We start from the raw sequence: 24,519 nt of genomic DNA on the forward strand, positions 1-24,519 counted from the left end.
CCCGGCCCCTGGTCGCCTTATTCGGTGATGTCCACACCCTCGAAGGCATGGCCTCCGAGCGGGTCCTGCTTGTAGCCGGTCACGTTTTTGCTCATGGGCATGACCGTCACAGAGTGCGCGATGGTCGCCCATGGGGCTTCGCGCTTGAAGACTTCCTGCGCCTGCTTGTAAAGCTCGGCGCGCTCTTCCTGGGTGCCGCTCTTGGCCTTGGTGATCAGGTCGTTGAACTCTTCGTTGCACCATTGGGCGCGGTTGGAGCCGCCAACGGCATCGCAACCGAGAAGGACAGCGAGGAAGTTGTCCGGATCGCCATTGTCGCCGGTCCAGCCGAGCAACACCGCACCGTCGCGGTCTTCCGCCTTGGAGCGTTCCAGATATTCGCCCCACTCATAGGAGACGATTTCCACGTCGACGCCGATCTTGCTGAAGTCCTCCTGGATCAGTTCGGCCATGCGGCGAGCGTTCGGGTTGTAGGGCCGCGCCACGGGCATCGCCCAAACCTTCATCGAAAGGTTCTCGACGCCGGCATCGGCCAGCATCTGCTTTGCCTTCTCCGGATCGTAGGCGTCGTCCTCGGTCGCTTCATCGTATGACCACATTGTTGGCGGGATCGGGTTCTTGGCAGCTTCGCCTGCGCCCTGGAACACCACGTCCAGAATGGCCTGTTTGTTGATCGCCATGTTGAGAGCCTTGCGGACTTCCGGCTTGTCAAACGGCTCCATTTTCGTGTTGTAGGCCAGATAGCCGACATTCAGGCCTTCCTGTTCCATCACCTGCAGACTGTCGTCGCCCTTCAGGCTCTCGATATCGGCCGGGTTCGGATAAGGCATGACCTGGCATTCGCCGGCTTTCAGCTTCTGCTGGCGAACCGAGGTGTCGGTGGTGATGGCGAAGACCAGATCGTCAATCGGCTGCTTGCCGCGGAAATAGTCCGGATTGGCCTTGTAGCGGATCACGGCGTCCGGCTGATAGGCGACGAACTGGAAGGGTCCGGTGCCGACCGGCTTTTGATTGAGGTCGGCTTCATTTCCCGCTTCAGCCAGCTTGTCGGCATATTCTTTCGACAGAATATTGGCGAAATCCATGCCGAGATTGGCAAGGAACGGCGCTTCCGCACGGGTCAGCGTGAACTTTACCGTCATGTCGTCGACCTTCTCGATCGATTCCAGAAGATCCGGCATGCTCATGCCGTTGAAATACTCCCAGGACGCGCCTTCGACATAGGAGAAATAAGGATTGTCTTCTTTCCACTGACGCTCGAAGGAGAAAATCACATCGTCGGCGTTCATTTCGCGGGTAGGCGTGAAATAATCCGTCGTGTGGAACTTCACGCCCGGGCGGAGGTGAAAGGTGTATTCCAGCCCGTCGTCGGAAACGTCGTAGCTTTCGGCCAGCGCGTTTTCCAATTCTGTGGTGCCGGGTTTGAACTGCAGGAGGCGGTTATAGACGGCCTTTGACGAGGCATCGAAGGTGGTGCCGGCGGTATAGAGCGCCGGGTCGAAACCCTCCGGCGAGCCTTCCGAGCAATAGACCAGCGTCTTGGCCTGCGCGGCCAGCGGCATACCCATCGCCATGGCAGCGAAAAGAGCGGTCGCTGCCAGAATTTTGCGGCTGAATTTCATGATATAACGTCTCCCGATTGAATGTCTTGCTTCTTGCAAGGGCTTCGTCTCTTCGCGGAACAAAACCGCGCGGGCGTAGCCTTGAGGTTCAGCAAACGCCAGAATTGTCGCGATGACAAGGCGTATCGCTGGGTAAGCAAAGAATTGCTCGGCGGTCTGTCCACAGAAGGCGTTCTTGCTCATTTGATTTTTTGGGCAGAATTTTATCGCTTTACAAATTATAAGAAACGTACCGTGAGCAGTGGCGGCAGCCGATTCCATCTTAATGAAAATCGCGGGATTTCGGGATGATCCGCGCCTGGCGTGGATGGCGCTGCGGCGAGGGCGGCAGCGGGTTGCGTACGTGATCGGCCCGGCACATCTGAATCGTGAGAGGCCCCTCGGATAGGCGCTCGAGCGCGTCGCTCCGATCCGTCATGTTACGCGCCACCACATGCATAATGTCCGCATCGCGTTGGATCACCCCATCCACCGCCATTAGCCGCGCGGTCATTACGGTCTTGCGAAACGCCTCCATCACTTTCGGCCAGATGACGAGATTGGCGACGCCGGTTTCGTCTTCCAGCGTAATAAAGCAGACGCCTTTTGCGCTACCGGGCCGCTGGCGGATGAGAACGAGGCCGGCGATCTTCACCCGACTGCCATTCCGCGTGGTCTTCAGATCGGCCGCCGTGACATAACCCTGCTGCGCCATGGATTTGCGCATGAAGCGCATTGGATGTTCCTTGAGCGACAGGCGCGTGGTCTGGTAGTCGGCGACGACATGCTCGCATCTCGCCATGGCGGGCAGGGTGACCTTCGCTTCCTCGCCCTCGTCCCGGGTCAGACGAAAGAGCGGCAAATCCGGCGCGTCGCGAATGGCGCGTGCGTCCCAGAGCGCGGCGCGGCGGTCCAGCCCCAGCGAGCGGAAGGCGTCGGCGGCGGCCAGCGTATGGATCGCACCTGCACCGAGGCCCGCCCTGCTTTTCAGGCTTTCAACGGTCTCATAGGGTGTCTCACGCGCGGCTATGAGGCGGGCTGCTGTTTCTTTTCCCAGCCCTTCGATCTGCCGCAAGCCGAGGCGCAGCGCCCAGCCCGCGCCGGAGGGCTCAAGGCGGTTGTCCCAGTCGCTGAAATTGACATCCGCCTCGCGCACTTCGACAGCGTGGTCCCGCGCATCGCGCACGATCTGGGCAGGGGCGTAGAAGCCCATGGGCTGTGAATTGAGTAGAGCGGCGGCGAAGGCATCCGGGTAATGGCATTTCAGCCAGGATGAGATGTAAACGAGCTTGGCGAAGCTCGCCGCGTGGCTTTCAGGAAAACCATACTCGCCGAAGCCTTTGATCTGGTCGAAGCAGCGGCGAGCGAAGGCCTCGTCATAGCCGCGCGCCACCATGCCGTCGATCATATCGTTCTGTAGCGCGCCAATCGTGCCGCGCGAGCGAAAGGTCGCCATCGCCTTGCGCAGCTCATTGGCCTTGGCGGGCGAAAACCTGGCCGCCTCCAGCGCGATTTTCATCGCCTGTTCCTGAAAGATTGGCACGCCGAGGGTGCGTTCGAGGATGTTCTTCAACTCGTCCGGATCGTTTGGCGGGGCGGGTTTGGGGTATTCGACCTCTTCCTGGCCGTTCCGCCGGCGCAGATAGGGATGAACCATATCGCCCTGAATCGGGCCGGGCCGGACGATGGCGACTTCGATGACGAGATCGTAGAGGCAGCGCGGCTTCAGGCGCGGCAGCATGTTCATCTGGGCGCGGCTTTCCACCTGAAAGACGCCGAGGCTGTCGGCCCGGCAGAGCATGTCGTAGGTGGCCTTGTCCTCTTTGGGTAAGGAATTGAGTTCGTATCGCTGGCCGTAATGGGCCTCGATCAGATCGAAGCATTTCCTGATGCAGGTCAGCATGCCGAGGGCCAGCACATCGACCTTCAGGATGCGCAATTCATCGATATCGTCCTTGTCCCATTCGATGAAGCTGCGGTCCGGCATGGCGCCATTACCGATCGGCACGGTCTCGGTCAGCGGCCCCTCGGTGAGGATGAAGCCGCCGACATGCTGGCTGAGGTGGCGCGGCATGCCGATCATCTGGCTGGCGAGTTTGACCGTGCGGGACAGGACCGGATCGGACAGGTCGAGCCCGGCCTCGTTGACGTTCTTCTCGCCCATTTCGCGACCGAAACTGCCCCAGACGGTGCGGGCGAGCGCGCTCGTCACATCTTCCGACAGGCCCATCGCCTTGCCCACCTCCCGTATGGCCGAGCGCGGACGGTAATGGATCACTGTGGCGCAAAGGCCGGCGCGCTGGCGGCCATACTTTTCATAGATGTGCTGGATCACCTCCTCACGCCGTTCATGCTCGAAATCGACGTCGATATCGGGCGGCTCCTCGCGATCCTCGCTGATGAAGCGCTCGAACAGCATCTCGTTTTCCGCCGGATCGACGGCGGTGATGCCGAGCACGTAGCAGATGGCGGAATTGGCGGCCGAGCCGCGTCCCTGACACAGAATGTCCTCGCTGCGCGCGAACTGGACGATGTCGTGAATGGTCAGGAAATATTGCGGAATGTTCTTCTTTGCGATCAGTACCAGTTCTTTCTGCAGCGTGGTGCGAACCTTGTCCGGCACGCCCTTTGGGTAGTGATGCGCCGCGCCGGCCCATGTCAGTTTTTCGAGCTGGCTCTGAGCCGTCTCGCCCGCCGGCACCGTCTCGTTTGGATAGTGATAGGAAAGGTCTGTCAGGCTGAATTTGCATGCGTCGGCGACTTGCCGCGTCGCGGCTATGGCATGTGGCCATTCGGAGAAGAGGCGGACCATCTCATCCGGAGATTTCAGATGCCGTTCCGCATTGGCGTCGAGCAGGAAGCCGGCCTTCTGAACGGTTGTCTTCTCGCGAATGCAGGTCATAACGTCCTGCAAGGGCCGCCGCGCGGCTTCATGGTAATGCACGTCGTTCGTGGCCAGCAGGCCGAGGCCGTTCCGCCGGGCGATCCGGTCGAGCCGGTTGATGCGAGCGCGGTCGTCGCCGCGATAATGGTAGCAGGCGGCCATATGGCGCAGGGTCGGCAGGGCCAATGTCAGATGCGAAAGATCGTCCGGCGGATCGTCCGGTGGCATGAGAATAAGTTGAATGCCCTCGGCATGCGCGGCCAGATCGGCCAGACCGATGTCGCAGACGCCCTTCTTCTGCCAGTTGCCGTCCGCATCGTGCATCTTGCCTTTGGAGAGCAGGTGGCAGAGCCGGCCATAGGCGTCGCGGTTCACCGGATAGGCGAGGAAGGTTTCGCCCGTGACGAGTTGCAGACGGCAGCCGATGAGCGGCCGGATCTGCGCCTGGACCGCATTGGCGTGGATGCGGACTACCCCACCCAGGCTGTTGAGATCGGCAATGCCGAGCGCGTCATACCCAAGCTCATGGGCCGTGCCGACCAGTTCCGCCGCATCGGACGCGCCGCGCAGAAAGGAAAAAGCGCTCGTCACCCCAAGCTCGACATAAGACGCGCGCGCATTTTGTCGGAAGCGGGGTTTCACCATCTTCTTCGGATGCTGATTGTCGTTGAGCGGCATGGCGATCCCTCACGCGAACAGACCGTGTAGGAACCAGCGCGGCTCGCCGCCCCGCCCGTCGCCATGCAGTCCCTCGCGGTAGAGCCAGAAGCGGCGACCGGTCGTGTCCTCCACCCTGTAATAGTCGCGCAGCCGCGTGCCGGCGCGATCACGCCACCATTCCGGGGCGATCCGCTCCGGCCCTTGATGGCGAGCGATGCGGTGGGGGCGGCGACGCCAGACGAATTGCGCGGGCGGTCCCTCCGGCACGGCATAAAGAACGCGGACTTCCTCGGCCGGGTCGAGCAGGCGTAACGGGCGTTGGGCGGCAAATGGTTCAGACATTTCGTCTTTAGGCTTTTTCGCCAGCGGCGGAGCATTGCGGCGGGCGCGTTCCGGCACATGGCTCTCATAGGGCAACGGGCAGTAGATCGTGGCGTCGCCGAAGCGGTTGGTGAGGCGGTCGATCAGGCGCGGCAGGTCCAGACTGTCGTCGGACGGAGCCGTCAGATCGGTTTGAACGGTGTTCATCGTGTGGGCGGCCAGAGCTTCGAGAGCGATCACATCGAAACCGAAACCCGGATCGAGATGTTCAACCCGCTCTCGAAAGAGCGAAGCCATGTGTGCCGGATCGCGTGTGGGCGCGGCGGTGGCGGCTTCGATCCGGCCGATCTCGCCATCGGTCCGATAGACCGTGAGGCGGACGCGCCGTGCGCCATGGCCGGCCTCCTGCAGAAGAGCACAGAGCTGGCGGAAGAGGTCCGGCAGATGGTTCATCGGATCGACAATCGGCTCTGCCAAGCTTTTCTGGGCGTGGAAGGGTAGCGCCTCCTCCGGTGCATCCAGTGGTTCGTCTGTTCTTCCCAGCGCCTGATCGAGACGCAACAGCGGATTGGCGGCAAGCTCGCTCCGCGAGAAACGCCGCGTCAGGTGCAGGCGCGGCACGGCCATTAAATCGCCGATGCGGCGCAGGCCGAGCCGGTGCAGTAGAAGAATCGTGTCCGGCTCCAGACGGAGGCTGGCGACCGGTAGAGGGGCAAGGTCCGCCGCCGGGTCCGTGCAAAGCGTGTGACTCTCGCCGTAATACGAAAAGGCATGGGCCGCGCCGATGGTCGGCGCAATGGCGAGCCGGCAGCCATATCCAAGCATTTTGAAGCGCGCTTCCATATCCGCCAGCATGGCCGCCTCGCCGCCCCACAGATGGTCGGAGCCGGTGGTATCAAGCAAAAGGCCGCTGCGGCCTTCGGCAATGCTCCATGGGCACCAACGCCGCGCCCAGAGCGCCAGCTTTTCCAGCGCCACCTTGTCGCCGGCGGGATCGGCCTGTTCGAAATGGAGCGCAGGACAGAGGGCGCGCATGTCGACAGCTCGGGCGCCCCTGCGAATGCCGGCCTCTCTTGCGGCTTCGTTGAGATCATGAATGACAGGGCCTTTCGGGCCGTCGGCGATCAGCGCAAGCGGCCCTTCAGGAGGCAACGCGTTGCGCTGTCGTTGCCGCAGTTTTGTCCAGCGCTCCATCGGAAAGCGCGGGAACCAGATCGAGACGATGCGCCGCATGGTCATAGGACGCCACCCAGTGGCCAGGCCGCCGCTCGCGCGAGCGGAACAGTTCGGCATGCCAGAGCGGGCCGCCCGGCGCTTTGGCATCGTCCGGCAGCGGCAGTGACGGCAGCGATTGGAGCCGCCAGCGTTCGCGCGCGGCGCTGAGGTCGGGCGTGGCGTCGTGGCGGATCAGCCAGCATGGAATGCCGGCCGTCTCCGCGCGCATGGCAAGGCGCTTGCTGGCGGTGAAATCCAGCGGTTTCGGGTTGCCCCAAAGCTCGGCGACGACGGCCGAAAGTGCGCCGCAGCGAAGCCCTTCCTCGGCGGCGATCAGCACATCGGCAGGCTTTGCCAGCCGTGCGCGGATGAAGGGCGTGGACAATGTATAGGGCTCGCCCGTCTCGATCAGCGTGAGACGGTCGGTGATCCAGAGGAAGGGCTGCGACGCCGACCGCAGATGCGCCAGCACGAATCCCGTGCTCGCCCCATCGCAGGGCTGCGCGGAAAAGGCTTCGGCAAGCCGAGCCCGTCCATCGGGTAGGGGGACGGGCGCAAACGGCTCCCTTGCCGAAATTCGAGGTCGAAATCCGGTCATCAGGCATGGGTCTGCTGCAATTCAATGTTCTCTATATGTTCTAATTCTGGTTGTATTTTGGAGTCAAGCGGAGTCTTCGCCGGCCGGTCTGCCGAAGCGGAAAGAGCAATTGGAGATGAGTGCCGAAGGCCTTCTCGCCTATTCCTTCGGGGGCGGCAGATGGGCCAGCCGCTCGAGGCTGGCAAGCAGCAAAGACCATTCTTCCGACGAGAACTGACTGGCCAGTTCTCGATTGTAGCTTTCAGCGGCGGCGGTCAGATCGTCATAGGCGGCTTGGCCTGACGGAAGCAGGGACAGTATCTCACGCCGCCGATCCTCCGGCGATGCCGTCCGCTTCAAAAAATTCTTGCTTTCCAAAGCGCTGACGGCGCGGGAAATCTTGGTTTTATGGATTTTCGCCATGGCGCCGATCTCGGACGCAGACAAATCGCCATAGCGGCCAAGATGGAACAGAACCCGCCATTCGGTCCGAAGCAGCCCGTAACGTTCGCGATAGGTGGCGCTGAAATGCTGGCTGGTCTCTTCCGCCGCCAGATTGAGCAGATAAGGCAAAAACTCCCTCAGATCGAAATGGTCGTTCTTCCCCACCCATTTTCCTTTCGTTCCTGACTGCTTGCACTATCGTATCCCTGACGTCTTCCCACCGACCTTATGGGTTGATAGTTACAAAAGTAACCATTATCTGCCTGACGAGAGGCTGGAGGACATCGTCATGAACAAGCAGACCCAGATCGAGGCGCTAACGCAGGCGGCGACACCATTCGGCACAGCCGAAGGCTATATGCCGGGTTTTGGCAATGATTTCGAGACCGAAGCGCTGCCCGGCGCGCTGCCGCAGGGCATGAACAGCCCTCAGCGCTGCAATTACGGTCTCTATGGCGAACAATTGTCGGGCACCGCTTTCACTGCGCCGAGCCATCAGAACGAGCGAACCTGGTGTTATCGCATCCGCCCCTCCGTCAAGCATACGCACCGCTTCAAAAAGATCGATCTTCCCTATTGGAAGAGTGCTCCGCATGTCGATCCGGACGTGATCTCGCTCGGTCAGTATCGCTGGGACGCGGTGCCTCATTCGGACGAAAGCCTGACCTGGCTGACAGGTATGCGCACCATGACGACAGCGGGGGACGTCAATACGCAGGTCGGCATGGCGAGCCACATCTATCTTGTGACCGAATCCATGGTGGACGACTATTTCTACTCCGCCGATTCCGAATTGCTGGTCGTGCCGCAACAGGGCCGACTGCGTTTTTCGACCGAACTCGGCATCATCGATCTGGAGCCTCAGGAAATCGCCGTTCTGCCGCGCGGGCTGGTTTACCGGGTCGAACTGATCGAAGGTCCGGCGCGGGGCTTCGTCTGCGAAAATTACGGCCAGAAATTCGAACTGCCGGGTCGCGGCCCGATCGGTGCGAACTGCATGGCGAACCGCCGCGATTTCAAGACACCGGTCGCCGCGTTCGAGGATCGCGATGCACCGTCCACCGTGACGGTAAAATGGTGCGGACAGTTCCACACCACCGAGATCGACCATAGTCCGCTCGATGTGGTGGCATGGCACGGCAATTACGCGCCGGTGAAATACGATCTGAAAACGTATTGCCCCGTCGGCTCAATCCTATTCGATCACCCCGATCCGTCGATCTTTACCGTTCTGACGGCCCCATCGGGCGTCGCTGGCACGGCCAATATCGATTTCGTGCTGTTTCGCGAGCGCTGGATGGTGATGGAAGATACGTTTCGCCCGCCATGGTACCACAAGAATGTGATGAGCGAACTGATGGGCAATATTTACGGCCAGTACGACGCCAAGCCGCAGGGCTTCGTGCCGGGTGGCATGAGCCTGCACAATATGATGCTGCCACATGGGCCGGACCGCGAGGCGTTCGACAAGGCATCAATGTCCGAATTGAAGCCGCAGAAACTCGACAACACGATGAGTTTTATGTTCGAGACGCGCTTTCCTCAGCATCTGACAGCCTTTGCCGCGAAAGAAGCGCCGCTTCAGGACGATTACATCGATTGCTGGAAGAGCATCGAGAAGAAATTCGACGGCACGCCCGGCCTGAAGTGACCGGCTGCACCAACCAAAAATCGACTGCTGTGGAGGATCGATGAAGCTCGCAACCCTGAAGGATTCGACGCGCGATGGGCGGCTCGTCGTTGTTTCGCGTGATCTGACCCGCTGCTCTGAAGTGCCGCATATCGCCCGCACACTGCAGGATGCCCTCGACGACTGGTCACATGTCGCCCCCCGTCTCGAACGTGTTGCGGAGGGGTTGGAATCGGGTAGCCAGCCCAGTCGGCGGTTTCACGAGCATGAGGCGACATCGCCACTTCCGCGCGCCTATCAGTGGGCGGACGGTTCGGCCTACGTCAATCATGTCGAACTGGTCCGCAAGGCGCGCAATGCCGAGATGCCGCAAAGCTTCTGGACCGATCCACTGATGTATCAGGGTGGATCGGACTCCTTCATCGCGCCGCGCAATCCAATCACCTTCCCAAGCGAAGCGGTGCCGGATTGGGGGATCGATTTCGAAGGTGAGATCGCGGTCGTTGTCGATGACGTTCCATTCGGTGCTGACGAAGAGACGGCGCGAGAGGCCATCCGGCTTATCATGCTGGTCAACGATGTGTCGCTGCGAGGGCTGATACCGAACGAGCTCGGCAAGGGATTCGGCTTTTTCCAGTCCAAACCGTCCAGTGCATTTTCGCCGGTCGCGGTGACGCCTGATGAACTGGGCGATGCGTGGGATGGAAGCAAGGTCAGCCTGCCGCTTCTCGTTTCTCTCAATGGAAAATCGTTTGGCAAGGCGGATGCCGGCGCCGACATGACATTCGATTTCGGCAAGCTGATCGCACATGCAGCAAAAACCCGTCCTTTGTCCGCAGGCGCGATCATCGGATCGGGCACCGTTTCCAACAAAGGCCCGGGAGGCGATCCCGGCAAGCCCGTTGCCGATGGCGGCGCCGGCTATTCGTGTCTGGCGGAAGTGCGCATGGTCGAGACCATACAGAACGGCAAGCCGCAGACAGATTTCATGGCGTTCGGCGACCAGGTTCGCATCGAGATGAAGGATGCGGACGGCCATTCGATCTTTGGGGCGATCGAACAGACCGTCGAACGGCAGGGCTGAGCTGAAAAAGGCAGAATGAACAGATGAGCAAGCAGTTTGCGTCCGCTGGCGACATGGCGGAGAAGAATGTCAGCTTCAGCCAGATCGGAGAAGGGCTTTACGCCTTCACCGCCGAAGGCGATCCGAATTCGGGCGTCATAGTCGGCGACGAAAGCGTGATGATCGTCGAGGCGCAAGCGACGCCGCGTCTGGCCCGCAAGGTGATCGAATGCGTCCGCTCGGTGACGGACAAGCCGATCAGCCATGTGGTTCTGACGCATTACCACGCCGTGCGGGTGCTTGGCGCGTCGGCTTTCGATGCGCGCGAGATCATTATGAGCGATAAGGCGCGCTCCATGGTGGTGGAGCGCGGGCAGGAGGACTGGGACAGCGAGTTCGATCGCTTCCCGCGCCTCTTCCAGGGGCATGAGGAGATTCCGGGTCTGACCTGGCCGACGCTGACCTTCACCGGTTCGATGACCGTCTGGCTCGGCAATCGCCGCGTCGACATCAAGCAGGTGGGCCGCGCCCATACTGCCGGCGATACGGTGATCTATGTTCCGGATGAGAACGTCATGTTCACTGGCGATATCGTAGAATATCACTCGGCCTGCTATTGCGGCGACGGTCATTTCGCCGATTGGCCGGCGACGCTGGAAGCGATCCGCGCGCACGATCTGGCCGCCATCGCCCCCGGTCGCGGCGATGCGCTAACCGGTTCCGACATGGTCAACAAGGCGCTCGATAATACGGCCGACTTCGTCCGCTCGACCTATGACGCGGCAGGAAAGGTTGCGGCCAGGGGTGGATCGCTGAAAGAAGCAATGGCGGCCGTTCGCGCGGCCTGCGATCCGAAATTCGGCGATTACGCAATTTACGAGCATTGCCTGCCGTTCAACGTCGCCCGCGCCTATGACGAAGCGCGGGGGATCGAGCATCCCCGCATCTGGACGGCCGAACGCGACAAGGAAATGTGGGCGGAGTTGCAGGGCTGAGACGAGGCGGGAGGAGCCGCGGACATGCTTGAAGACCGCTACAACCTGGCGCATCGGCTCTACCCCTATTCACGGTCGGTCGATCAGGATGCGGCGACCCCGGCCCATCATCAGGTGATCGTGATCGGCGGCGGTCCTGTCGGCATGGCAGCGGCGCTCGAACTCGGTCTGAAGGGTATCGAAACGCTAGTTCTCGATGATCATGAGGGCGTCGGGCAGGGCAGCCGCGCAATCTGTTTTTCCAAACGCTGCCTCGAAATCGCTCATCGGCTGGGCGCAGCCGGACCGATGATGGAAAAGGGCGTGGAATGGAGCCTCGGCCGTGTCTTTCACGGTGAGCGGGAGGTTTTCGAATTCAACCTTCTGCCGGAGGAAGGGCATCGCTTCCCTGCCTTCATCAACCTGCAGCAGCCCTATTTCGAGAAATATCTGGTCGAGCGCATTCGCCAGGCGCAGGCCGAGGGCGTGCCGATCGAAATTCGCGGGCGCAATAAGGTCACGGACATCGATACTGACAGCGATAAAGTCGCGCTTCAGATCGAGACGCCAGATGGCCAATACAGCCTGACGGCAGACTGGGTCATCGCCGCCGATGGCGCCGGTTCGCCAACGCGCAAGATGATGGGCCTCGGCTTCGACGGCAAAGTGTTCGAGGATAATTTCCTGATTGCCGATGTGCGGATGAAGGCGGATTTTCCGGTCGAGCGCCGCTTCTGGTTCGAGCCACCCTTCAAGGGCTCCGGCGATTCCGCTCTGCTGCACAAGCAGCCGGATGGCGAATGGCGCATCGATTTCCAGATTGGCTGGCATATCGACCGTGAGAAGGAATTGCAGGACGAGAACATCAGAGCGCGGCTCGATGCCATGCTCTCTCCGATGGGGATCGATTACGAAATCGTCTGGACGTCGATCTATACCTTCCAGTGCCGGCGCATGGAGAAGTTCCGGCACGACCGCGTGATCTTCGTTGGAGATAGCTGCCACCAGGTCTCGCCATTCGGTGCACGTGGCTGCAATAGCGGGATGCAGGATGTCGATAATCTTGGCTGGAAGCTGAAGCGTGTGATCGACGGCCTGTCACCCGAAGAACTGCTCGATAGCTATGATGAAGAGCGGATCGCGGCGACTGACGAAAACATTCTGAACTCGACCCGATCGACGGATTTCATCACGCCGAAGTCGACTATAAGCAAGGTTTTCCGCAACGCCGTGCTCGATCTGTCGGAGGAGAACGACTTCGCACGGCCATTCGTCAATTCCGGGCGATTGTCGATCCCGGCGACGCTCGATGGCTCGACGCTCAACACGCAGGACGATCTGCCCGGCGCGCCCGCTCGGAGCCGGCCCGGCGCGGTGTGCCCCGACGCACCTCTCGATGGCGATTTTCTGCTGGACCGCCTTGGCGGACGTTTTGCGGTGCTGGCGATCGGGGTCGATGTGCCGGACTTTCAAGGCGATATCGATGCGGATCGTCTGATGTTTTCAAAGGGGCAATTTCCAGTCCTGGAGGAGCGTTATCTCGGCGGAACGGAGCAAGCGATTTATCTGATCCGCCCGGACCAGCATGTCGCCGGGCGCTGGGCCGACTGGAGTATCGATGCCGTTTGCAAGGCGTTCGGCAGGGCGACCGGGATGGCAGAGAAAGGCTGAGCAATGGGCAAGCTGAACAGAAGCCGAAATCTCTCGGATGCGGATGACATCTATGCCGCGCTGATCGCAGCTCATGAGGGTCTGTCCGATGAAGAGAGCACCGCCCTCAATGCACGATTGATCCTGACGCTCTTCAATCATATCGGCGATGCGGACGTGATAGGCGAAGCGCTGGAGGTCGCCACACTGGCGGGTCAACAGGAGAGGCACAAGGCTTTATAACGGCAAACCGTTCAACCGTTATCTTTGACCGGAAGGACACACGCTGTTTAAGACGGCTGGCGCTATCGCTGCTGTGTTGCGTGAATCATCTTAGAGCGGGGTGGGTAGGTTATTGATCGATTGGGGCAGCATCCTCATCGTCTTCGTGGCGTTCGGTCTCGGCGGTGTGCTTAAGGGCGCAACCGGCGCTGGCGCGCCACTGATCGCCGTTCCATTGCTGGCGACGCTTTACGATGTGCCATTCGCTGTGGCTGTCTTTTCCATCCCGAACGTAATTTCCAACGCCTGGCAGGCCTGGACCTATCGCAAGGATCTGAATGCGCCGGGCTTTGCCCTCACATTTGCCGTGACCGGCGCAATCGGAGCGCTCGTCGGCACGCTCATGCTGGCCAGCCTTCCGCCTCAGGCACTGCTTCTGGCGGTAGCACTGGTCGTTTTCGCCTATGTCGCGTTTCGCTTTTCGCGACCGTCCTGGCAACTTTCATGGCCGGTCGCGCGGCGGATTGTCGTGCCGGTGGGGATCGTGTCCGGCGGGCTCTATGGCGCTACCGGCGTTTCGGCTCCCGTTTCGCTCACCTTTCTCAACGCATTACGTTTGAACCGGCCCAATTTTGTCGCCACGATCTCGCTGTTCTTTTTTCTGATGGCGATCCCGCAGCTTCCCATGCTGTTCGCCTATGAGATTCTGACGCCCTGGCGTGCGCTTCTGGGCGCGGGCGCCCTGATCCCGATCCTTCTGTTCATGCCCGTCGGCGCATGGCTGGCGAAACGTATCTCGCCGGAAAAATTCGATCGCGCGATTCTGGTGCTACTGACGCTTCTGGCCTGCAAGATTCTATTCGACGCGCTGTAAAAGTTCCATCGGACCAGCTATCAGCGCCGGTCAGATCGCCAGATATTCATGGCGGAGCTGCTCATTATCGAGCACCTCCTGCGCGGTCCCCTCATAGACGATCTCACCGGTATCCATGATAACGGCTCGGTCGGACAGGCGAAGCGCGGCGACCGCGTTCTGTTCGACGATGATCGTGGTAATACCGATATCGCGGATCTGGCGGACGATGGCCTCGATTTCCTGAACGATGACGGGAGCCAGCCCCTCATAGGGCTCGTCGAGAAACAGGACCTTGATATCGCGGGCAAGCGCACGGGCGACAGCCAGCATTTGCTGCTCGCCGCCACTCATGGTCGTTGCTTCCTGCCGGCGCCGTTCGGCCAGCCTTGGAAAATGGCTGTAGATCTTTTCGAGTTCCCACCCTTTTTCACCCGAGACCTGCGAGAGAACCAGATTTTCCTCGACCGTCAGCCCGCCGATGATACGGCGGTCTTCGGGCACGAGCTGGATGCCTGACCGGGCGGCGTGATGCGCCTTGCGCTCATGCAATGGTTCGCCATCCAACCAGATTTCGCCGCGCCGCAGTTGCGGATTGTCGAGCCGGGCGAGGGTACGCAGTGTCGATGTCTTTCCAGCGCCGTTGCGCCCGAGCAGAGACAGCACTTCGCCCTTCTTCAGTTCGAAGGAAACACCCTGCACGATATAGCTTTCGCCGTAATAGGCATGGATGTCCCTAACGGAGAAGAACCCTTTGTCGCCTTCGCTCATCGTTCGAGCTCCCTCAAGACCCTTGGGATCGGCCGTGATGTTCATTCCTGGCTCTCCCCGAGATAAGCTTCCTTGACCTTCGGACTGTTGCGCACTTCGTCCGGCGTGCCTTCAGCGATAATACGCCCTTGCGCCAGAACCGAAATGCGGTCGGCGAGCGAAAACACCACATGCATGTCGTGCTCGATGATGACTTTGGTCATGCCGCGATCCTTGAGCGTTTTCAGAAGCTCGATCGTGGTGTTGGTGTCGTGCCTGGCCATTCCGGCGGTGGGCTCGTCCAGCAGAAGCAGACGCGGGCTCTGGATGAGAGACATGGCCATTTCGAGCCTGCGTTTGTCGCCACGGGATAGCGATGCCGCTTCGGTGTGACGCTTGGCGTAAAGGCCGACATCTTCCAGATGGCTTTCGGCCTGTTCGCGGATTTCGGCTTCGGCAGCCAGCGCGCGGATCGGATTGAACTTGAATGCCCCGTCGCGTCTGGCAAACGCCGGTATCATGACGTTTTCAAGAAGGGACAGGTCGGCGAAAATCTCTGGCGTCTGGAAGACGCGGCTGACGCCGAGCTGGTTGATCTCATGCGGCGTGATCTCGTCCAGCGTGGTGCCGTCGAAGATAACGTGTCCGGTATCAGGTGGAATGCGGCCGATGCAGACATTGAGCAGAGTGCTCTTGCCCGCGCCGTTAGGGCCGATGATCGCATGGACCGTGCCTTCCCTGACCGAGAGGTCGACGTCGGTCAGGGCTTTGAGGCCGCCAAAGCTCTTGTTCACGTCGGCAACGTGCAGAACGACGTTGTTGTTCGTTTCCATCAGATCACTCCGCCGCCACGACACTGCCCTGGGCAGCGTCGTCCTGGGTTTTCTTTCTCGAGAAAAGCGCTTTGATCCGTCCGACGCCTTCCATGATGCCGCCGGGCAGGAAGATGACGACGATCATAAAGACCAGGCCGAGCGTCAGGAACCAGCCTTCGCCAACGAACAGGCTGGCCAGTTCGACGATCAGTTCGCGAATATCGGCCGGCAGGAACGAGAAGGTCACGTTCAGCGCATTCTCATTGAAGGCCGAGAAGATGTTTTCGAAATATTTGATGAGCGTGGCGCCAATTACCGGACCGACCAGCGTACCTACACCGCCGAGAATGGTCATGAGAACGACCTCGCCCGATGCTGTCCACTGCATGCGCTCTGCGCCGGCCAATGGATCGGTCGCGACCATCAGGGCGCCGGCCAGACCCGCATAGAGACCAGAGATCACGAACGCCGCCAGCAGGTAGGGTTTAGGATTGAACCCCGTATATTTCATACGCATCTGGTTGGACTTGATCGCCCGCAGCATCATGCCGAACGGTGAGCGGAAGATGCGGATCGACAGGAAAAAGCAGATAATCAGCAGCACCGCGCAGAAATAGAAGCCGGGCATTCCGCCTCCTGATATGTCGATGCCGAAGAAGCTGGTGCGCGGCAGGCCGATACTTTCCGATACGCCGAGTGCGCGGTCCAGATGGCGCGGGTCGCTGAGCGAAAGTTGCAATCCGGTTTCGCCATTGGTGATCGGCGTCAGCACCGAATAGGCGACGTTGTACATCATCTGGGCGAAGGCCAGCGTCAGAATGGAGAAGTAGATGCCGGAGCGCCGCAGGCTGATATAGCCGATCACCAGCGCGAATAGCCCGGAGCAAATCAGCGCGAAGACGGTTGATATGACGACATTCATGCTGAACAGCTTGAACATCCAGACGCCGGCATATGAGCCAACGCCCAAAAAGGCGGCATGGCCGAAAGAGAGATAGCCGGTCAGGCCAAACAAAATATTGAAGCCAATCGCGAAGATGGCGAAGATGCAGAATTTCTGCATCAGTGCGGGATAGGCGGCTCCCAAGGGCGTCAGCCAGATCGGCGCGGTAAGCACCACGATGGTGAAGCCGATGAAGAGCAGCCAGTCTTTTCCGGTCATATTGCCGAACATTTCAATCCTCCATGACGCCTTTGCGACCCATCAATCCACGCGGAAGGATGAGCAGAATGGCGACGGCGACGAGGTAGATGATGATCTGGTCGATGCCTGGCAGAATAGACTTTACCTCGGTCATCGAGGCGAAGGATTGCAGAATGCCGAGCAGAAAACCGGCCAGCACCGCGCCCGCCAGCGAGCCCATGCCGCCGACAACGACGACGACGAATGACAGCACCAGAAAGTCCATGCCCATGTGATAGTCGGGCGGCAGTATCGGCGTATACATCACGCCGGCGAGGCCAGCCACGACTGCGGCGATACCGAATACGACGGTAAAGCGTTTCTCGATATCGATGCCAAGCAGGCCGACCGTTTCGCGGTCCCGCATGCCGGCGCGCACGACCATTCCGTAAGTCGTGAACTGCAGAAATGCGAAGACACCGCCGATGCATAGGAGAGAGAAAAGGAAATAGATCAGGCGCCACCACGGGTAGGAGATGAAACCCTCCAAGCCCAGCATGGCCCCGATATTCGCACTGCCATTGACCGCGTCGGGCGCGCCTTGCGGTATCGGATTGGCGCCGAAGAAATGCTTGATGATTTCCTGAATAACGATGGCGAGGCCGAACGTGACCAGAATCTGGTCGGCGTGCGGCCGATTGTAGAAGTGGCGAATCAGGCCGCGCTCCATGATAACGCCGATGAGAAGCATGATCGGGATGGCGATAATGATCGAAATGGGTACGGAATAATCGACCAGGAAAGCGCCGAAATCGCCCAGCATTGACTGGACATAGGGCTCGCGAATTTCCATCGGCGTGCCCCAGGGCGTTGTCTGGGTTTCGTCAATCGTGACCGTTTCGATGTTGAGAAGGCGGTTGAAGACCACCGCGCAGAACGCGCCCAGCATAAACAGCGCGCCATGGGCGAAGTTCACGACGCCCAGCGTGCCGAAAACGAGCGTCAGTCCAAGAGCGATCAGCGCATATGCGCCGCCCTTATCGAGCCCGTTCAGAAGTTGAAGAAGAAACGCGTCCATCGTTCAGATCCCCCCGATACATGCAGCGTTTGCGGCAGCCAGCCATTGGAGAGGGAAAGAATCGGCCGCCTCGAAACAGCGGCCGATTCCTCATTTTCCTATCGGCCGGCGATCAGCACTGTTTGGCGTCTGCCGGACCGAGATCTCCGCCGAAGATCGACGGATCGTAGGTCACCTGATCGCGTGCGACGATCTTGCGGATTTCGAGCAGATCGAACTTATCCTTCGGATCGTCCTTGCCCTGCACCACGAGCACATCCTTGAAGCACTGGTGGTCATCGGCGCGATAGAGGGTCGGACCATTGCCGAGGCCGTCATGCTCGTAGCCTTCCAGAGCGGCGATAACTTCCGGCGCATAGAAGGTGCCAGCGCGCTCGCACGCATCGGCGTATAGAATGGTCTGCGCGAAGGCTGTCTGCGCGGCCTGGCTTGGCGGCTGGCCATACTTTTTGCCGAAGGCCTGGGTGAAGGCCTTGGTGCCTGCATTGTCCAGCTTCCAGTCCCAGTTGGCGGTGCCAAGAATGCCTTTAATGGCGCTGCCGGCACCCTGAGCCATCAGCTCCGAGAAGAGCGGCACGACGACCTGGAAGTCCTTGCCGTTGACCTGCTTTTCGCGAAGGCCGAACTGCACGGCCTGGGTCAGCGAATTCACCATGTCCTTGCCATAGTGGTTCAGGATCAGCACGTCCGCGCCGGAGTTGAGAACCGGCGTGATGTACTGGCTGAAATCGCCCGCGCCGAGCGGTGTGCGAACGGCCTGAGCCGTTTTCCAACCCTGCTTTTCCGTGGCGTTCTTGATCGACTCCTCCTGGGTCCAGCCCCAGGTGTAGTCTGCCGTCAGGTGATAGGCCGTACGCTCCTTGCCATACTCCTCGGCCAGAACCGAGCCGAGCGCCTCGCCGGACATATAGGCGTTGAAGAAGTGACGGAAGCCGTAACGCTTCTTGTCCTTGCCGGTCGTGTCGTTGGAGTGGGTGAGCGCGGCCATGAAGATAACGCCGCGTTCCTGGCAGAGCGACTGGACCGCGATGGCCACGCCGGAGGACGAGCCACCGGTGATCATGATGGCGCCGCCATCTTCGATCATCTTCTGTGCCGATGCGCGTGCGGCGTCGGATTTGGTCTGCGTGTCACCGGTCACATAGGTGACCTTTTTGCCCAGAACGCCGTTGCCCTTCAGGTTACTGGCGCCGGAAAAGGACGAGATAGCGCTTGCATCGCCTTCGCCATTGAGAATTTCAACCGCCATCTGATAGGCGCGAAGTTCATCCGCACCTTCATCGGCGTAAGGACCAGACTGTGGAACGTTGAAGCCGAAGACGACATCGCTGCCTGTCGGCATGTTGCACGACATCTGATCCTGGGCGTAGGCACCCTTGACGAAATGAAGCGGTGCGCCGAGAGCGACGCCGGTAGCCGCGCCGGCCTTGAGCAGGCCACGGCGCGATAGATTCAGTTTGGACATTATCATCCTCCCAGAGTTTCGTCCTTCGGTCCTCCCAAGACCGTCGGTCATGCGACCCTAGGTGGCCGGCTGCCGCATTTGAAGCGAAGAAGCCAAAACTACGGCGAAGGTATTATGTGCAATGCAATATTTCTTGTTCGTTTTATTTGCGCTGCAATATATCGTGCCGAAAAAAGGGGCTTTTACCTCTGAACAGGGTTAAATTTTGCTGCAAAGCGTTCTTCTTCGAATCATCTCTACTAATGTTCGTCGGGGCCATGACCGAGGAGAGATGTCGATGAGAAAGCGCCTGTTCGGGCTCCTGTTAGGCCTCGCTACACTTTTGTCTTTTTTCGCTTCTGCCACAGCGGCGGAGCAGGATCGGCAGGCAAGCGATACAGGCCAACTGGTCACGCCGCTCGGCGACGTGCTGGGATTCGATGCCTTACTGGATCAGGCGGCATCCAAATCTTTCGTGCTCGTCGGCGAAATTCATACAGCGGCTTCCCACCATGTTTTTCAGGCGCGTCTGATTGAGGGGCTTGTCGCCCGCGATAGGCGTCCGGTGGTCATTCTGGAAATGCTCTCGCCAGCGGCTCAACCCGTTCTTGACCGATGGATCGGCGGGGAGGTCGAACCGGCCGATCTCGATATGGCGCTGAAATGGGCCGAGCGGGGCTGGCCGGACTTCGAGATCTACCGCCCCATTTTCGAGGCGGCCCGCCGTCACGGACTGACAATGCGCGGGGCTGGCCTTGAACGATCTGAAATCATGGCGATCGGCCGAAGCGGAGAGGACACCATCGATCCGGCGCGACGCCAGCAGCTTATGCTTGACCGGAAGCTAACGGGACCCGGTCTGGAAACGCTGCAGGCGACGATTGTCGAGAGCCATTGCGGCATGGTGGATAAAGCGTCTGCAGGACCGATGATACTGATTCAAAGGGCGCGGGATGGAGCGATGGCGCGCGAGATGATCAGGGCAGGCTCCAGTGGAGCCGTTCTGATCGCCGGCGACGGGCACGTCAGGCGCGATCATGGCGTGCCGCGCCTTCTGCCCGCTGGCAGCAGTTACGTCATCGGGCAATTCGAGACGGAAGAATCTCCTTCGGCAGAACGCGAGATATTCGATGCGTTTCATCTGACCGAGCCAGTCGACCGCGGCGACCCTTGCGAAGATATCCGCTCGCGGATAGAAGGCGATTCAGACGCCACGGAAGATGGCGACGCGGGATAAAATCGGTTGAAGTCGATCTGGACACCGAACGGGATATTGAACCCTGGGTCCAGACCATCCAATCTAGGAGTCGGGCGGCTTGAATGTCGTGCCGACGGGCAGCCGCTCTGTGCTGTAGAGGTTATCCAAGCGAAGCGGAGCACTTAATGTTCGAGGGATTCGACGCCACGTTTCTGGCGCGCCTGCAGTTTGCCTTTACTGTCTCCTTCCACATCATCTTCCCGGCCTTCTCGATCGGACTGGCCAGTTATCTGACCGTTCTCAACGGCCTCCACCTGATTACCGGCAAACCGGTCTATCGCTCGCTGTTCGATTACTGGAAGACGATCTTCGCCGTCGCCTTCGGCATGGGCGTCGTGTCGGGTATTACGATGAGCTACCAGTTCGGCACGAACTGGAGCGTTTTTTCAGACAAGACAGGCCCGGTTCTCGGCCCGATGATGGGCTATGAAGTTCTGACGGCTTTCTTCCTGGAGGCCGGCTTTCTCGGCGTCATGCTCTTCGGACGTGAACGGGTCGGGGAAAAGCTGCACTTCTTCGCCACCGCCATGGTTGGGCTCGGCACGCTTATTTCGGCGACATGGATCTTGTCCGTGAATAGCTGGATGCAGACACCTGCAGGATATTCGATCAATGAGGCCGGGCAGTTCGTGCCGGAGGACTGGTGGGCGATTATCTTCAACCCATCCTTTCCCTACCGCTTCGTTCATATGGTGCTGGCCGCCTATCTGACGACGGCGCTCGTGGTGGGTGGCGTTGGAGCGCTGCATCTTCTGCGCCGCGATGTCGATACGCCTGGCGCGAAAACGATGTTCTCCATGGCGATGTGGATGGCCGTCGCCGTCTCGCCGATCCAGATTTTCGCTGGCGACCTGCATGGGCTCAATACGCTGGAGCATCAGCCGGCAAAGGTGGCGGCGATGGAGGGGCATTACGACGACCATCCCGACGGCGCTCCGCTTATCCTGTTCGGTCTGCCGGACGATGAGGAAGAGACCGTCCATTACGAGATCGGTATCCCCAAACTCTCGTCTTTGATCCTCACGCACGAATGGGACGGCGCTCTGCGTGGTCTGAAAAGCTGGCCGAAAGACGAGCGACCCCCGGCGGAACTGATTTTCTGGACGTTCCGGATCATGGTCGCCATCGGTTTCGCGATGCTGGCGCTCGGTCTCTGGAGCCTATGGGCGCGATGGCGCGGGCACCTTTACGAAGAACCATGGCTGCATCGGGCGGCGTTGTTTATGTCGCCCATGGGGTTTGTCGCCGTGCTGTGCGGGTGGATCACCACGGAAGTCGGGCGGCAGCCCTTCACCGTTTACGGGCTGCTGCGGACCGTCGAATCGTCTTCGCCACTGGATGCACCGGCGGTGGGCACATCGCTGCTCGCTTTCATCGCCGTCTATACGGCCGTTTTCGGCGCCGGCACTTTTTACATCCTGCGGCTGATGAACCGGCCGGCTCTCGCCATTACCGGACCTGTCGATCAGGACGGTCCGTTGCGTTCCGGCGGAATTATGCCCGGACCGAGCCACGAGAAGGATGCGACCGGTCATGTTTGAGCTCGATCTTGCATTCATCTGGGCGGCTCTGATCGCCTTTGCTGTTCTCGCCTATGTCATTCTCGACGGTTTCGATCTCGGCGTGGGTATCCTCTTCCCCTTCTTCCCGGCAGGCAAACAACGCGATCTGATGATGAATTCGGTCGCACCCGTCTGGGACGGCAATGAGACCTGGCTGGTTCTGGGCGGCGGAGGACTGATGGCGGTCTTTCCGCTTGTCTACGCCACCGTGCTACCCGCGCTTTACGTGCCGATTATCGCCATGCTTCTCGGTCTGGTTTTCAGGGGCGTGGCGTTCGAATATCGCTGGCGCACCCATCGCGGCCGCTGGGTTTGGGATATCGCCTTCTTCTTCGGTAGCCTGGTCGCCTCTCTCGCGCAGGGGATCGCGCTCGGTGCGCTGGTGCAGGGCATTGCCATCGAGAACCGCGAATATGCCGGTGGATGGTGGGATTGGCTGACGCCATTCTCAGTCGTCACCGGTCTGGCACTGGTGGTCGGTTATGCACTGCTTGGCGCGACCTGGCTGAACATGAAGACAACCGATGAGGTTCGCGACCGTGCTCGTAGCTTCGCCTGGTTCACGATGCTCGGTACACTTGCATTGATCGGCGTCGTCAGCCTCTGGACGCCATTCGTCGACGCCATCTACTTCGAGCGCTGGTTCCGTTTTCCGACGATGATCTTCTCGATCGTCGTGCCATTGGCGATCCTATTCTGCGTGTGGATCATGTGGCAGGGCCTGCAACAGGAACGCGATGCGTGGCCGTTTCTCGCTGCGCTTGGCATTTTCATCCTTTGCTATGGAGGCATCGGGATAAGCTTCTATCCCTATATCGTGCCCGGATCGCTGACCATCGAAGAGGCCGCCGCGCCGGAAAGCTCGCTTAAATTCCTGCTTGTCGGCGCGGTCATTCTCATACCGATGATCCTCGCCTACACCGCATATGCCTACTGGGTGTTTCGCGGTAAGATCGATCCGGAAAGCGGTTATCATTGACGGGACAGCCGAAAGACAAAACGCCGGGCGGGCTCACACGCAAGCTCGCCTGGTTCGCTCTACTCTGGCTTTCCGGCGTTCTCAGCGTCTCGCTCCTTGCCTATGGCATTCGGCTCATGATCGTGCCATGAAGTCTATCGCTGACCGACCGGTCGGCGATAGGCGGGCCGAAGGTCAGCCGCGATGTTCGGAGGAGGACCACAATGGCCGAGGCCTATATCTGCGATTATATCCGCACACCCATCGGGCGGTATGGCGGTGCACTTTCACCGGTTCGAGCGGACGATCTGGCGGCTGTCCCGTTGAAAGCCATAACCGAACGGAATCCCTCGCTGGACCTCGAAGCCATCGACGATGTAATTCTTGGTTGCGCAAACCAGGCGGGCGAGGACAACCGCAATGTCGCGCGCATGGCGGTGCTGCTGGCGGGCTGGCCTGACGCGGTGCCGGGCGGAACGATGAATCGTCTTTGCGGGTCGGGATTGAACGCCATCGCCGATTGCGCCCGCGCCATTCGTGCCGGCGACACCGATTTGATGATTGCCGGTGGCGTCGAAAGCATGAGTCGCGCGCCATTCGTCATGCCCAAGGCCACCAGCGCCTTCACCCGCGACAATGCTGTTTACGACACAACCATCGGTTGGCGTTTCGTCAATTCGAAGCTCGAAGAACAGTATGGCATCGAATCCATGCCTGAGACGGGCGAAAACGTCGCGGCCGATTTCGGCATTAGCCGCGAGGATCAGGATGCCTTCGCTCTGCGCAGCCAGCAAAAGGCTGCAGCGGCGATGAAGAATGGACGTTTTGCCAAGGAGATCGTGGCGGTTACGATTCCCCAACGCAAGAAAGACGCGGTTGTTGTCGACATGGACGAGCATCCTCGCGCCGACACCACGCTGGAAAAGCTCGCTAAACTGCCGACCCCCTTCCGCAAGGATGGCACGGTGACGGCCGGCAACGCTTCGGGCGTCAATGACGGCGCGGCGGCGCTGATCATCGCTTCGGAAGAGGCGGCGAAAAGGCATGGCCTGACACCCATCGCCCGCATTCTGGGTTGTGCTACGGCGGGTGTGCCGCCGCGCATCATGGGCATTGGACCTGCACCGGCGACGAAAAAACTGTGCGCCCGGCTCGGTATCAAGCCTACCGATTTCGACGTGATCGAGCTGAACGAAGCCTTCGCCAGCCAGGGTATCGCCGTGCTCCGCGAGCTTGGCATCGATGAAGATGCCGAACATGTGAATTCAAATGGCGGCGCTATCGCGCTCGGCCATCCGCTCGGTATGAGCGGCGCACGGATCGGTGGCACCGCAGCGCTCGAACTCAAGGAAAGTGGCGGAAAGCTTGCGCTCGCCACGATGTGTATCGGCGTGGGCCAAGGCATTGCGCTTGCCATGAAAGCGGTCTGACGGTTCG

The 24,519-nt window shown here is 60.1% G+C and carries 21 protein-coding genes; 11 read left to right on the forward strand and 10 right to left on the reverse strand.

The window, feature by feature from the left end; all coding sequences use genetic code 11:
- Nucleotides 1–17: 17 nt before the first annotated feature.
- From NIM86_RS12820 to NIM86_RS12840, 5 genes are all read right to left on the reverse strand, one after another.
- Nucleotides 18–1,622 (reverse strand): ABC transporter substrate-binding protein, encoded by a 1,605-nt coding sequence (locus tag NIM86_RS12820; RefSeq protein WP_253382724.1) that lies wholly within the window; start codon nucleotides 1,620–1,622, stop codon nucleotides 18–20.
- 262 nt (nucleotides 1,623–1,884) lie between these two features.
- A complete protein-coding gene (locus NIM86_RS12825) occupies nucleotides 1,885–5,130 on the reverse strand; it encodes an error-prone DNA polymerase (RefSeq protein ID WP_253382950.1) in 3,246 nt (1,081 codons plus the stop codon).
- A 42-nt stretch (nucleotides 5,131–5,172) separates the two neighbouring features.
- Nucleotides 5,173–6,705 carry a DNA polymerase Y family protein gene (locus NIM86_RS12830; protein WP_253382725.1) on the reverse strand — a complete coding sequence of 511 codons (1,533 nt, stop codon included), beginning with the start codon at nucleotides 6,703–6,705 and terminating at the stop codon, nucleotides 5,173–5,175.
- The gene (locus NIM86_RS12835; RefSeq protein ID WP_253382726.1) at nucleotides 6,608–7,279 is read right to left on the reverse strand and encodes an ImuA family protein; all 672 of its coding nucleotides are present in this window, start codon (nucleotides 7,277–7,279) and stop codon (nucleotides 6,608–6,610) included. Before NIM86_RS12835 ends, NIM86_RS12830 begins: the two co-directional genes overlap by 98 nt.
- A gap of 138 nt (nucleotides 7,280–7,417) precedes the next feature.
- Nucleotides 7,418–7,867 carry a MarR family transcriptional regulator gene (locus NIM86_RS12840; protein ID WP_253382727.1) on the reverse strand — a complete coding sequence of 150 codons (450 nt, stop codon included), beginning with the start codon at nucleotides 7,865–7,867 and terminating at the stop codon, nucleotides 7,418–7,420.
- 124 nt (nucleotides 7,868–7,991) lie between these two features.
- Between NIM86_RS12840 and hmgA the strand changes: the two genes are divergently transcribed.
- The 6 genes from hmgA (at nucleotide 7,992) to NIM86_RS12870 (ending at nucleotide 14,115) form a co-directional block, all read left to right on the forward strand.
- Nucleotides 7,992–9,353: a homogentisate 1,2-dioxygenase gene (gene hmgA, locus NIM86_RS12845; RefSeq protein WP_253382729.1), complete on the forward strand. Its 1,362-nt coding sequence runs from the start codon at nucleotides 7,992–7,994 to the stop codon at nucleotides 9,351–9,353.
- Nucleotides 9,354–9,393: 40 nt separating this feature from the next.
- Nucleotides 9,394–10,416 (forward strand): fumarylacetoacetate hydrolase family protein, encoded by a 1,023-nt coding sequence (locus NIM86_RS12850; protein ID WP_253382730.1) that lies wholly within the window; start codon nucleotides 9,394–9,396, stop codon nucleotides 10,414–10,416.
- Between the two features lie 23 nt (nucleotides 10,417–10,439).
- Nucleotides 10,440–11,390, forward strand: coding sequence for an MBL fold metallo-hydrolase (locus tag NIM86_RS12855; protein ID WP_253382731.1), 951 nt, complete (start codon nucleotides 10,440–10,442; stop codon nucleotides 11,388–11,390).
- Between the two features lie 24 nt (nucleotides 11,391–11,414).
- The gene (locus NIM86_RS12860; protein WP_253382732.1) at nucleotides 11,415–13,040 is read left to right on the forward strand and encodes an FAD-dependent oxidoreductase; all 1,626 of its coding nucleotides are present in this window, start codon (nucleotides 11,415–11,417) and stop codon (nucleotides 13,038–13,040) included.
- Between the two features lie 3 nt (nucleotides 13,041–13,043).
- The gene (locus NIM86_RS12865) at nucleotides 13,044–13,262 is read left to right on the forward strand and encodes a DUF2783 domain-containing protein (RefSeq protein ID WP_253382733.1); all 219 of its coding nucleotides are present in this window, start codon (nucleotides 13,044–13,046) and stop codon (nucleotides 13,260–13,262) included.
- A 100-nt stretch (nucleotides 13,263–13,362) separates the two neighbouring features.
- A complete protein-coding gene (locus NIM86_RS12870) occupies nucleotides 13,363–14,115 on the forward strand; it encodes a TSUP family transporter (RefSeq protein WP_253382734.1) in 753 nt (250 codons plus the stop codon).
- A gap of 30 nt (nucleotides 14,116–14,145) precedes the next feature.
- Here NIM86_RS12870 and NIM86_RS12875 read toward each other — a convergent pair whose 3' ends face one another.
- From NIM86_RS12875 to NIM86_RS12895, 5 genes are all read right to left on the reverse strand, one after another.
- Entirely contained in the window at nucleotides 14,146–14,910 is a 765-nt protein-coding gene (locus NIM86_RS12875) for an ABC transporter ATP-binding protein (protein WP_371872893.1), read from the reverse strand.
- The gene (locus NIM86_RS12880; RefSeq protein WP_253382735.1) at nucleotides 14,907–15,677 is read right to left on the reverse strand and encodes an ABC transporter ATP-binding protein; all 771 of its coding nucleotides are present in this window, start codon (nucleotides 15,675–15,677) and stop codon (nucleotides 14,907–14,909) included. The genes NIM86_RS12875 and NIM86_RS12880 overlap by 4 nt, the downstream gene beginning before the upstream one ends.
- A gap of 4 nt (nucleotides 15,678–15,681) precedes the next feature.
- Nucleotides 15,682–16,833 carry a branched-chain amino acid ABC transporter permease gene (locus tag NIM86_RS12885; protein ID WP_253382737.1) on the reverse strand — a complete coding sequence of 384 codons (1,152 nt, stop codon included), beginning with the start codon at nucleotides 16,831–16,833 and terminating at the stop codon, nucleotides 15,682–15,684.
- Nucleotide 16,834: 1 nt separating this feature from the next.
- Nucleotides 16,835–17,860 carry a branched-chain amino acid ABC transporter permease gene (locus NIM86_RS12890; protein WP_253382739.1) on the reverse strand — a complete coding sequence of 342 codons (1,026 nt, stop codon included), beginning with the start codon at nucleotides 17,858–17,860 and terminating at the stop codon, nucleotides 16,835–16,837.
- Nucleotides 17,861–17,972: 112 nt separating this feature from the next.
- Nucleotides 17,973–19,331 carry a substrate-binding protein gene (locus NIM86_RS12895; protein WP_253382741.1) on the reverse strand — a complete coding sequence of 453 codons (1,359 nt, stop codon included), beginning with the start codon at nucleotides 19,329–19,331 and terminating at the stop codon, nucleotides 17,973–17,975.
- A gap of 271 nt (nucleotides 19,332–19,602) precedes the next feature.
- Between NIM86_RS12895 and NIM86_RS12900 the strand changes: the two genes are divergently transcribed.
- From NIM86_RS12900 to pcaF, 5 genes are all read left to right on the forward strand, one after another.
- On the forward strand, nucleotides 19,603–20,541 hold the full coding sequence (locus NIM86_RS12900) for a ChaN family lipoprotein (protein WP_253382743.1): 939 nt from the start codon (nucleotides 19,603–19,605) through the stop codon (nucleotides 20,539–20,541).
- Between the two features lie 146 nt (nucleotides 20,542–20,687).
- Nucleotides 20,688–22,103: a cytochrome ubiquinol oxidase subunit I gene (locus tag NIM86_RS12905; protein WP_253382745.1), complete on the forward strand. Its 1,416-nt coding sequence runs from the start codon at nucleotides 20,688–20,690 to the stop codon at nucleotides 22,101–22,103.
- Nucleotides 22,096–23,103 (forward strand): cytochrome d ubiquinol oxidase subunit II, encoded by a 1,008-nt coding sequence (gene cydB, locus NIM86_RS12910; RefSeq protein WP_253382747.1) that lies wholly within the window; start codon nucleotides 22,096–22,098, stop codon nucleotides 23,101–23,103. The genes NIM86_RS12905 and cydB overlap by 8 nt, the downstream gene beginning before the upstream one ends.
- Nucleotides 23,100–23,234, forward strand: a complete 135-nt coding sequence (locus NIM86_RS12915) for a DUF2474 domain-containing protein (protein ID WP_253382748.1) — start codon at nucleotides 23,100–23,102, stop codon at nucleotides 23,232–23,234. The genes cydB and NIM86_RS12915 overlap by 4 nt, the downstream gene beginning before the upstream one ends.
- A gap of 72 nt (nucleotides 23,235–23,306) precedes the next feature.
- Complete coding sequence (pcaF, locus tag NIM86_RS12920; RefSeq protein WP_253382750.1) at nucleotides 23,307–24,512, forward strand: 3-oxoadipyl-CoA thiolase; 1,206 nt, start codon at nucleotides 23,307–23,309, stop codon at nucleotides 24,510–24,512.
- The last annotated feature ends 7 nt before the right edge of the window (nucleotides 24,513–24,519 follow it).

It is taken from the genome of Notoacmeibacter sp. MSK16QG-6, assembly GCF_024158145.1.
Taxonomy (GTDB): Bacteria; Pseudomonadota; Alphaproteobacteria; order Rhizobiales; family Rhizobiaceae; genus Notoacmeibacter.

What these genes read in the sequence shown, in the direction of transcription:
- NIM86_RS12825 (WP_253382950.1), bottom strand. Translation starts at nt 5,130, where the DNA reads ATGGTGAAACCCCGCTTCCGACAAAATGCGCGCGCGTCTTATGTCGAG.
- cydB (WP_253382747.1), top strand. Translation starts at nt 22,096, where the DNA reads ATGTTTGAGCTCGATCTTGCATTCATCTGGGCGGCTCTGATCGCCTTT.
- NIM86_RS12900 (WP_253382743.1), top strand. Translation starts at nt 19,603, where the DNA reads ATGAGAAAGCGCCTGTTCGGGCTCCTGTTAGGCCTCGCTACACTTTTG.
- NIM86_RS12885 (WP_253382737.1), bottom strand. Translation starts at nt 16,833, where the DNA reads ATGTTCGGCAATATGACCGGAAAAGACTGGCTGCTCTTCATCGGCTTC.
- NIM86_RS12835 (WP_253382726.1), bottom strand. Translation starts at nt 7,279, where the DNA reads ATGACCGGATTTCGACCTCGAATTTCGGCAAGGGAGCCGTTTGCGCCC.
- NIM86_RS12905 (WP_253382745.1), top strand. Translation starts at nt 20,688, where the DNA reads ATGTTCGAGGGATTCGACGCCACGTTTCTGGCGCGCCTGCAGTTTGCC.
- NIM86_RS12855 (WP_253382731.1), top strand. Translation starts at nt 10,440, where the DNA reads ATGAGCAAGCAGTTTGCGTCCGCTGGCGACATGGCGGAGAAGAATGTC.
- NIM86_RS12890 (WP_253382739.1), bottom strand. Translation starts at nt 17,860, where the DNA reads ATGGACGCGTTTCTTCTTCAACTTCTGAACGGGCTCGATAAGGGCGGC.
- pcaF (WP_253382750.1), top strand. Translation starts at nt 23,307, where the DNA reads ATGGCCGAGGCCTATATCTGCGATTATATCCGCACACCCATCGGGCGG.
- NIM86_RS12860 (WP_253382732.1), top strand. Translation starts at nt 11,415, where the DNA reads ATGCTTGAAGACCGCTACAACCTGGCGCATCGGCTCTACCCCTATTCA.
- NIM86_RS12895 (WP_253382741.1), bottom strand. Translation starts at nt 19,331, where the DNA reads ATGATAATGTCCAAACTGAATCTATCGCGCCGTGGCCTGCTCAAGGCC.
- NIM86_RS12875 (WP_371872893.1), bottom strand. Translation starts at nt 14,910, where the DNA reads ATGAACATCACGGCCGATCCCAAGGGTCTTGAGGGAGCTCGAACGATG.
- NIM86_RS12850 (WP_253382730.1), top strand. Translation starts at nt 9,394, where the DNA reads ATGAAGCTCGCAACCCTGAAGGATTCGACGCGCGATGGGCGGCTCGTC.
- NIM86_RS12865 (WP_253382733.1), top strand. Translation starts at nt 13,044, where the DNA reads ATGGGCAAGCTGAACAGAAGCCGAAATCTCTCGGATGCGGATGACATC.
- NIM86_RS12820 (WP_253382724.1), bottom strand. Translation starts at nt 1,622, where the DNA reads ATGAAATTCAGCCGCAAAATTCTGGCAGCGACCGCTCTTTTCGCTGCC.
- NIM86_RS12830 (WP_253382725.1), bottom strand. Translation starts at nt 6,705, where the DNA reads ATGACCATGCGGCGCATCGTCTCGATCTGGTTCCCGCGCTTTCCGATG.
- hmgA (WP_253382729.1), top strand. Translation starts at nt 7,992, where the DNA reads ATGAACAAGCAGACCCAGATCGAGGCGCTAACGCAGGCGGCGACACCA.
- NIM86_RS12880 (WP_253382735.1), bottom strand. Translation starts at nt 15,677, where the DNA reads ATGGAAACGAACAACAACGTCGTTCTGCACGTTGCCGACGTGAACAAG.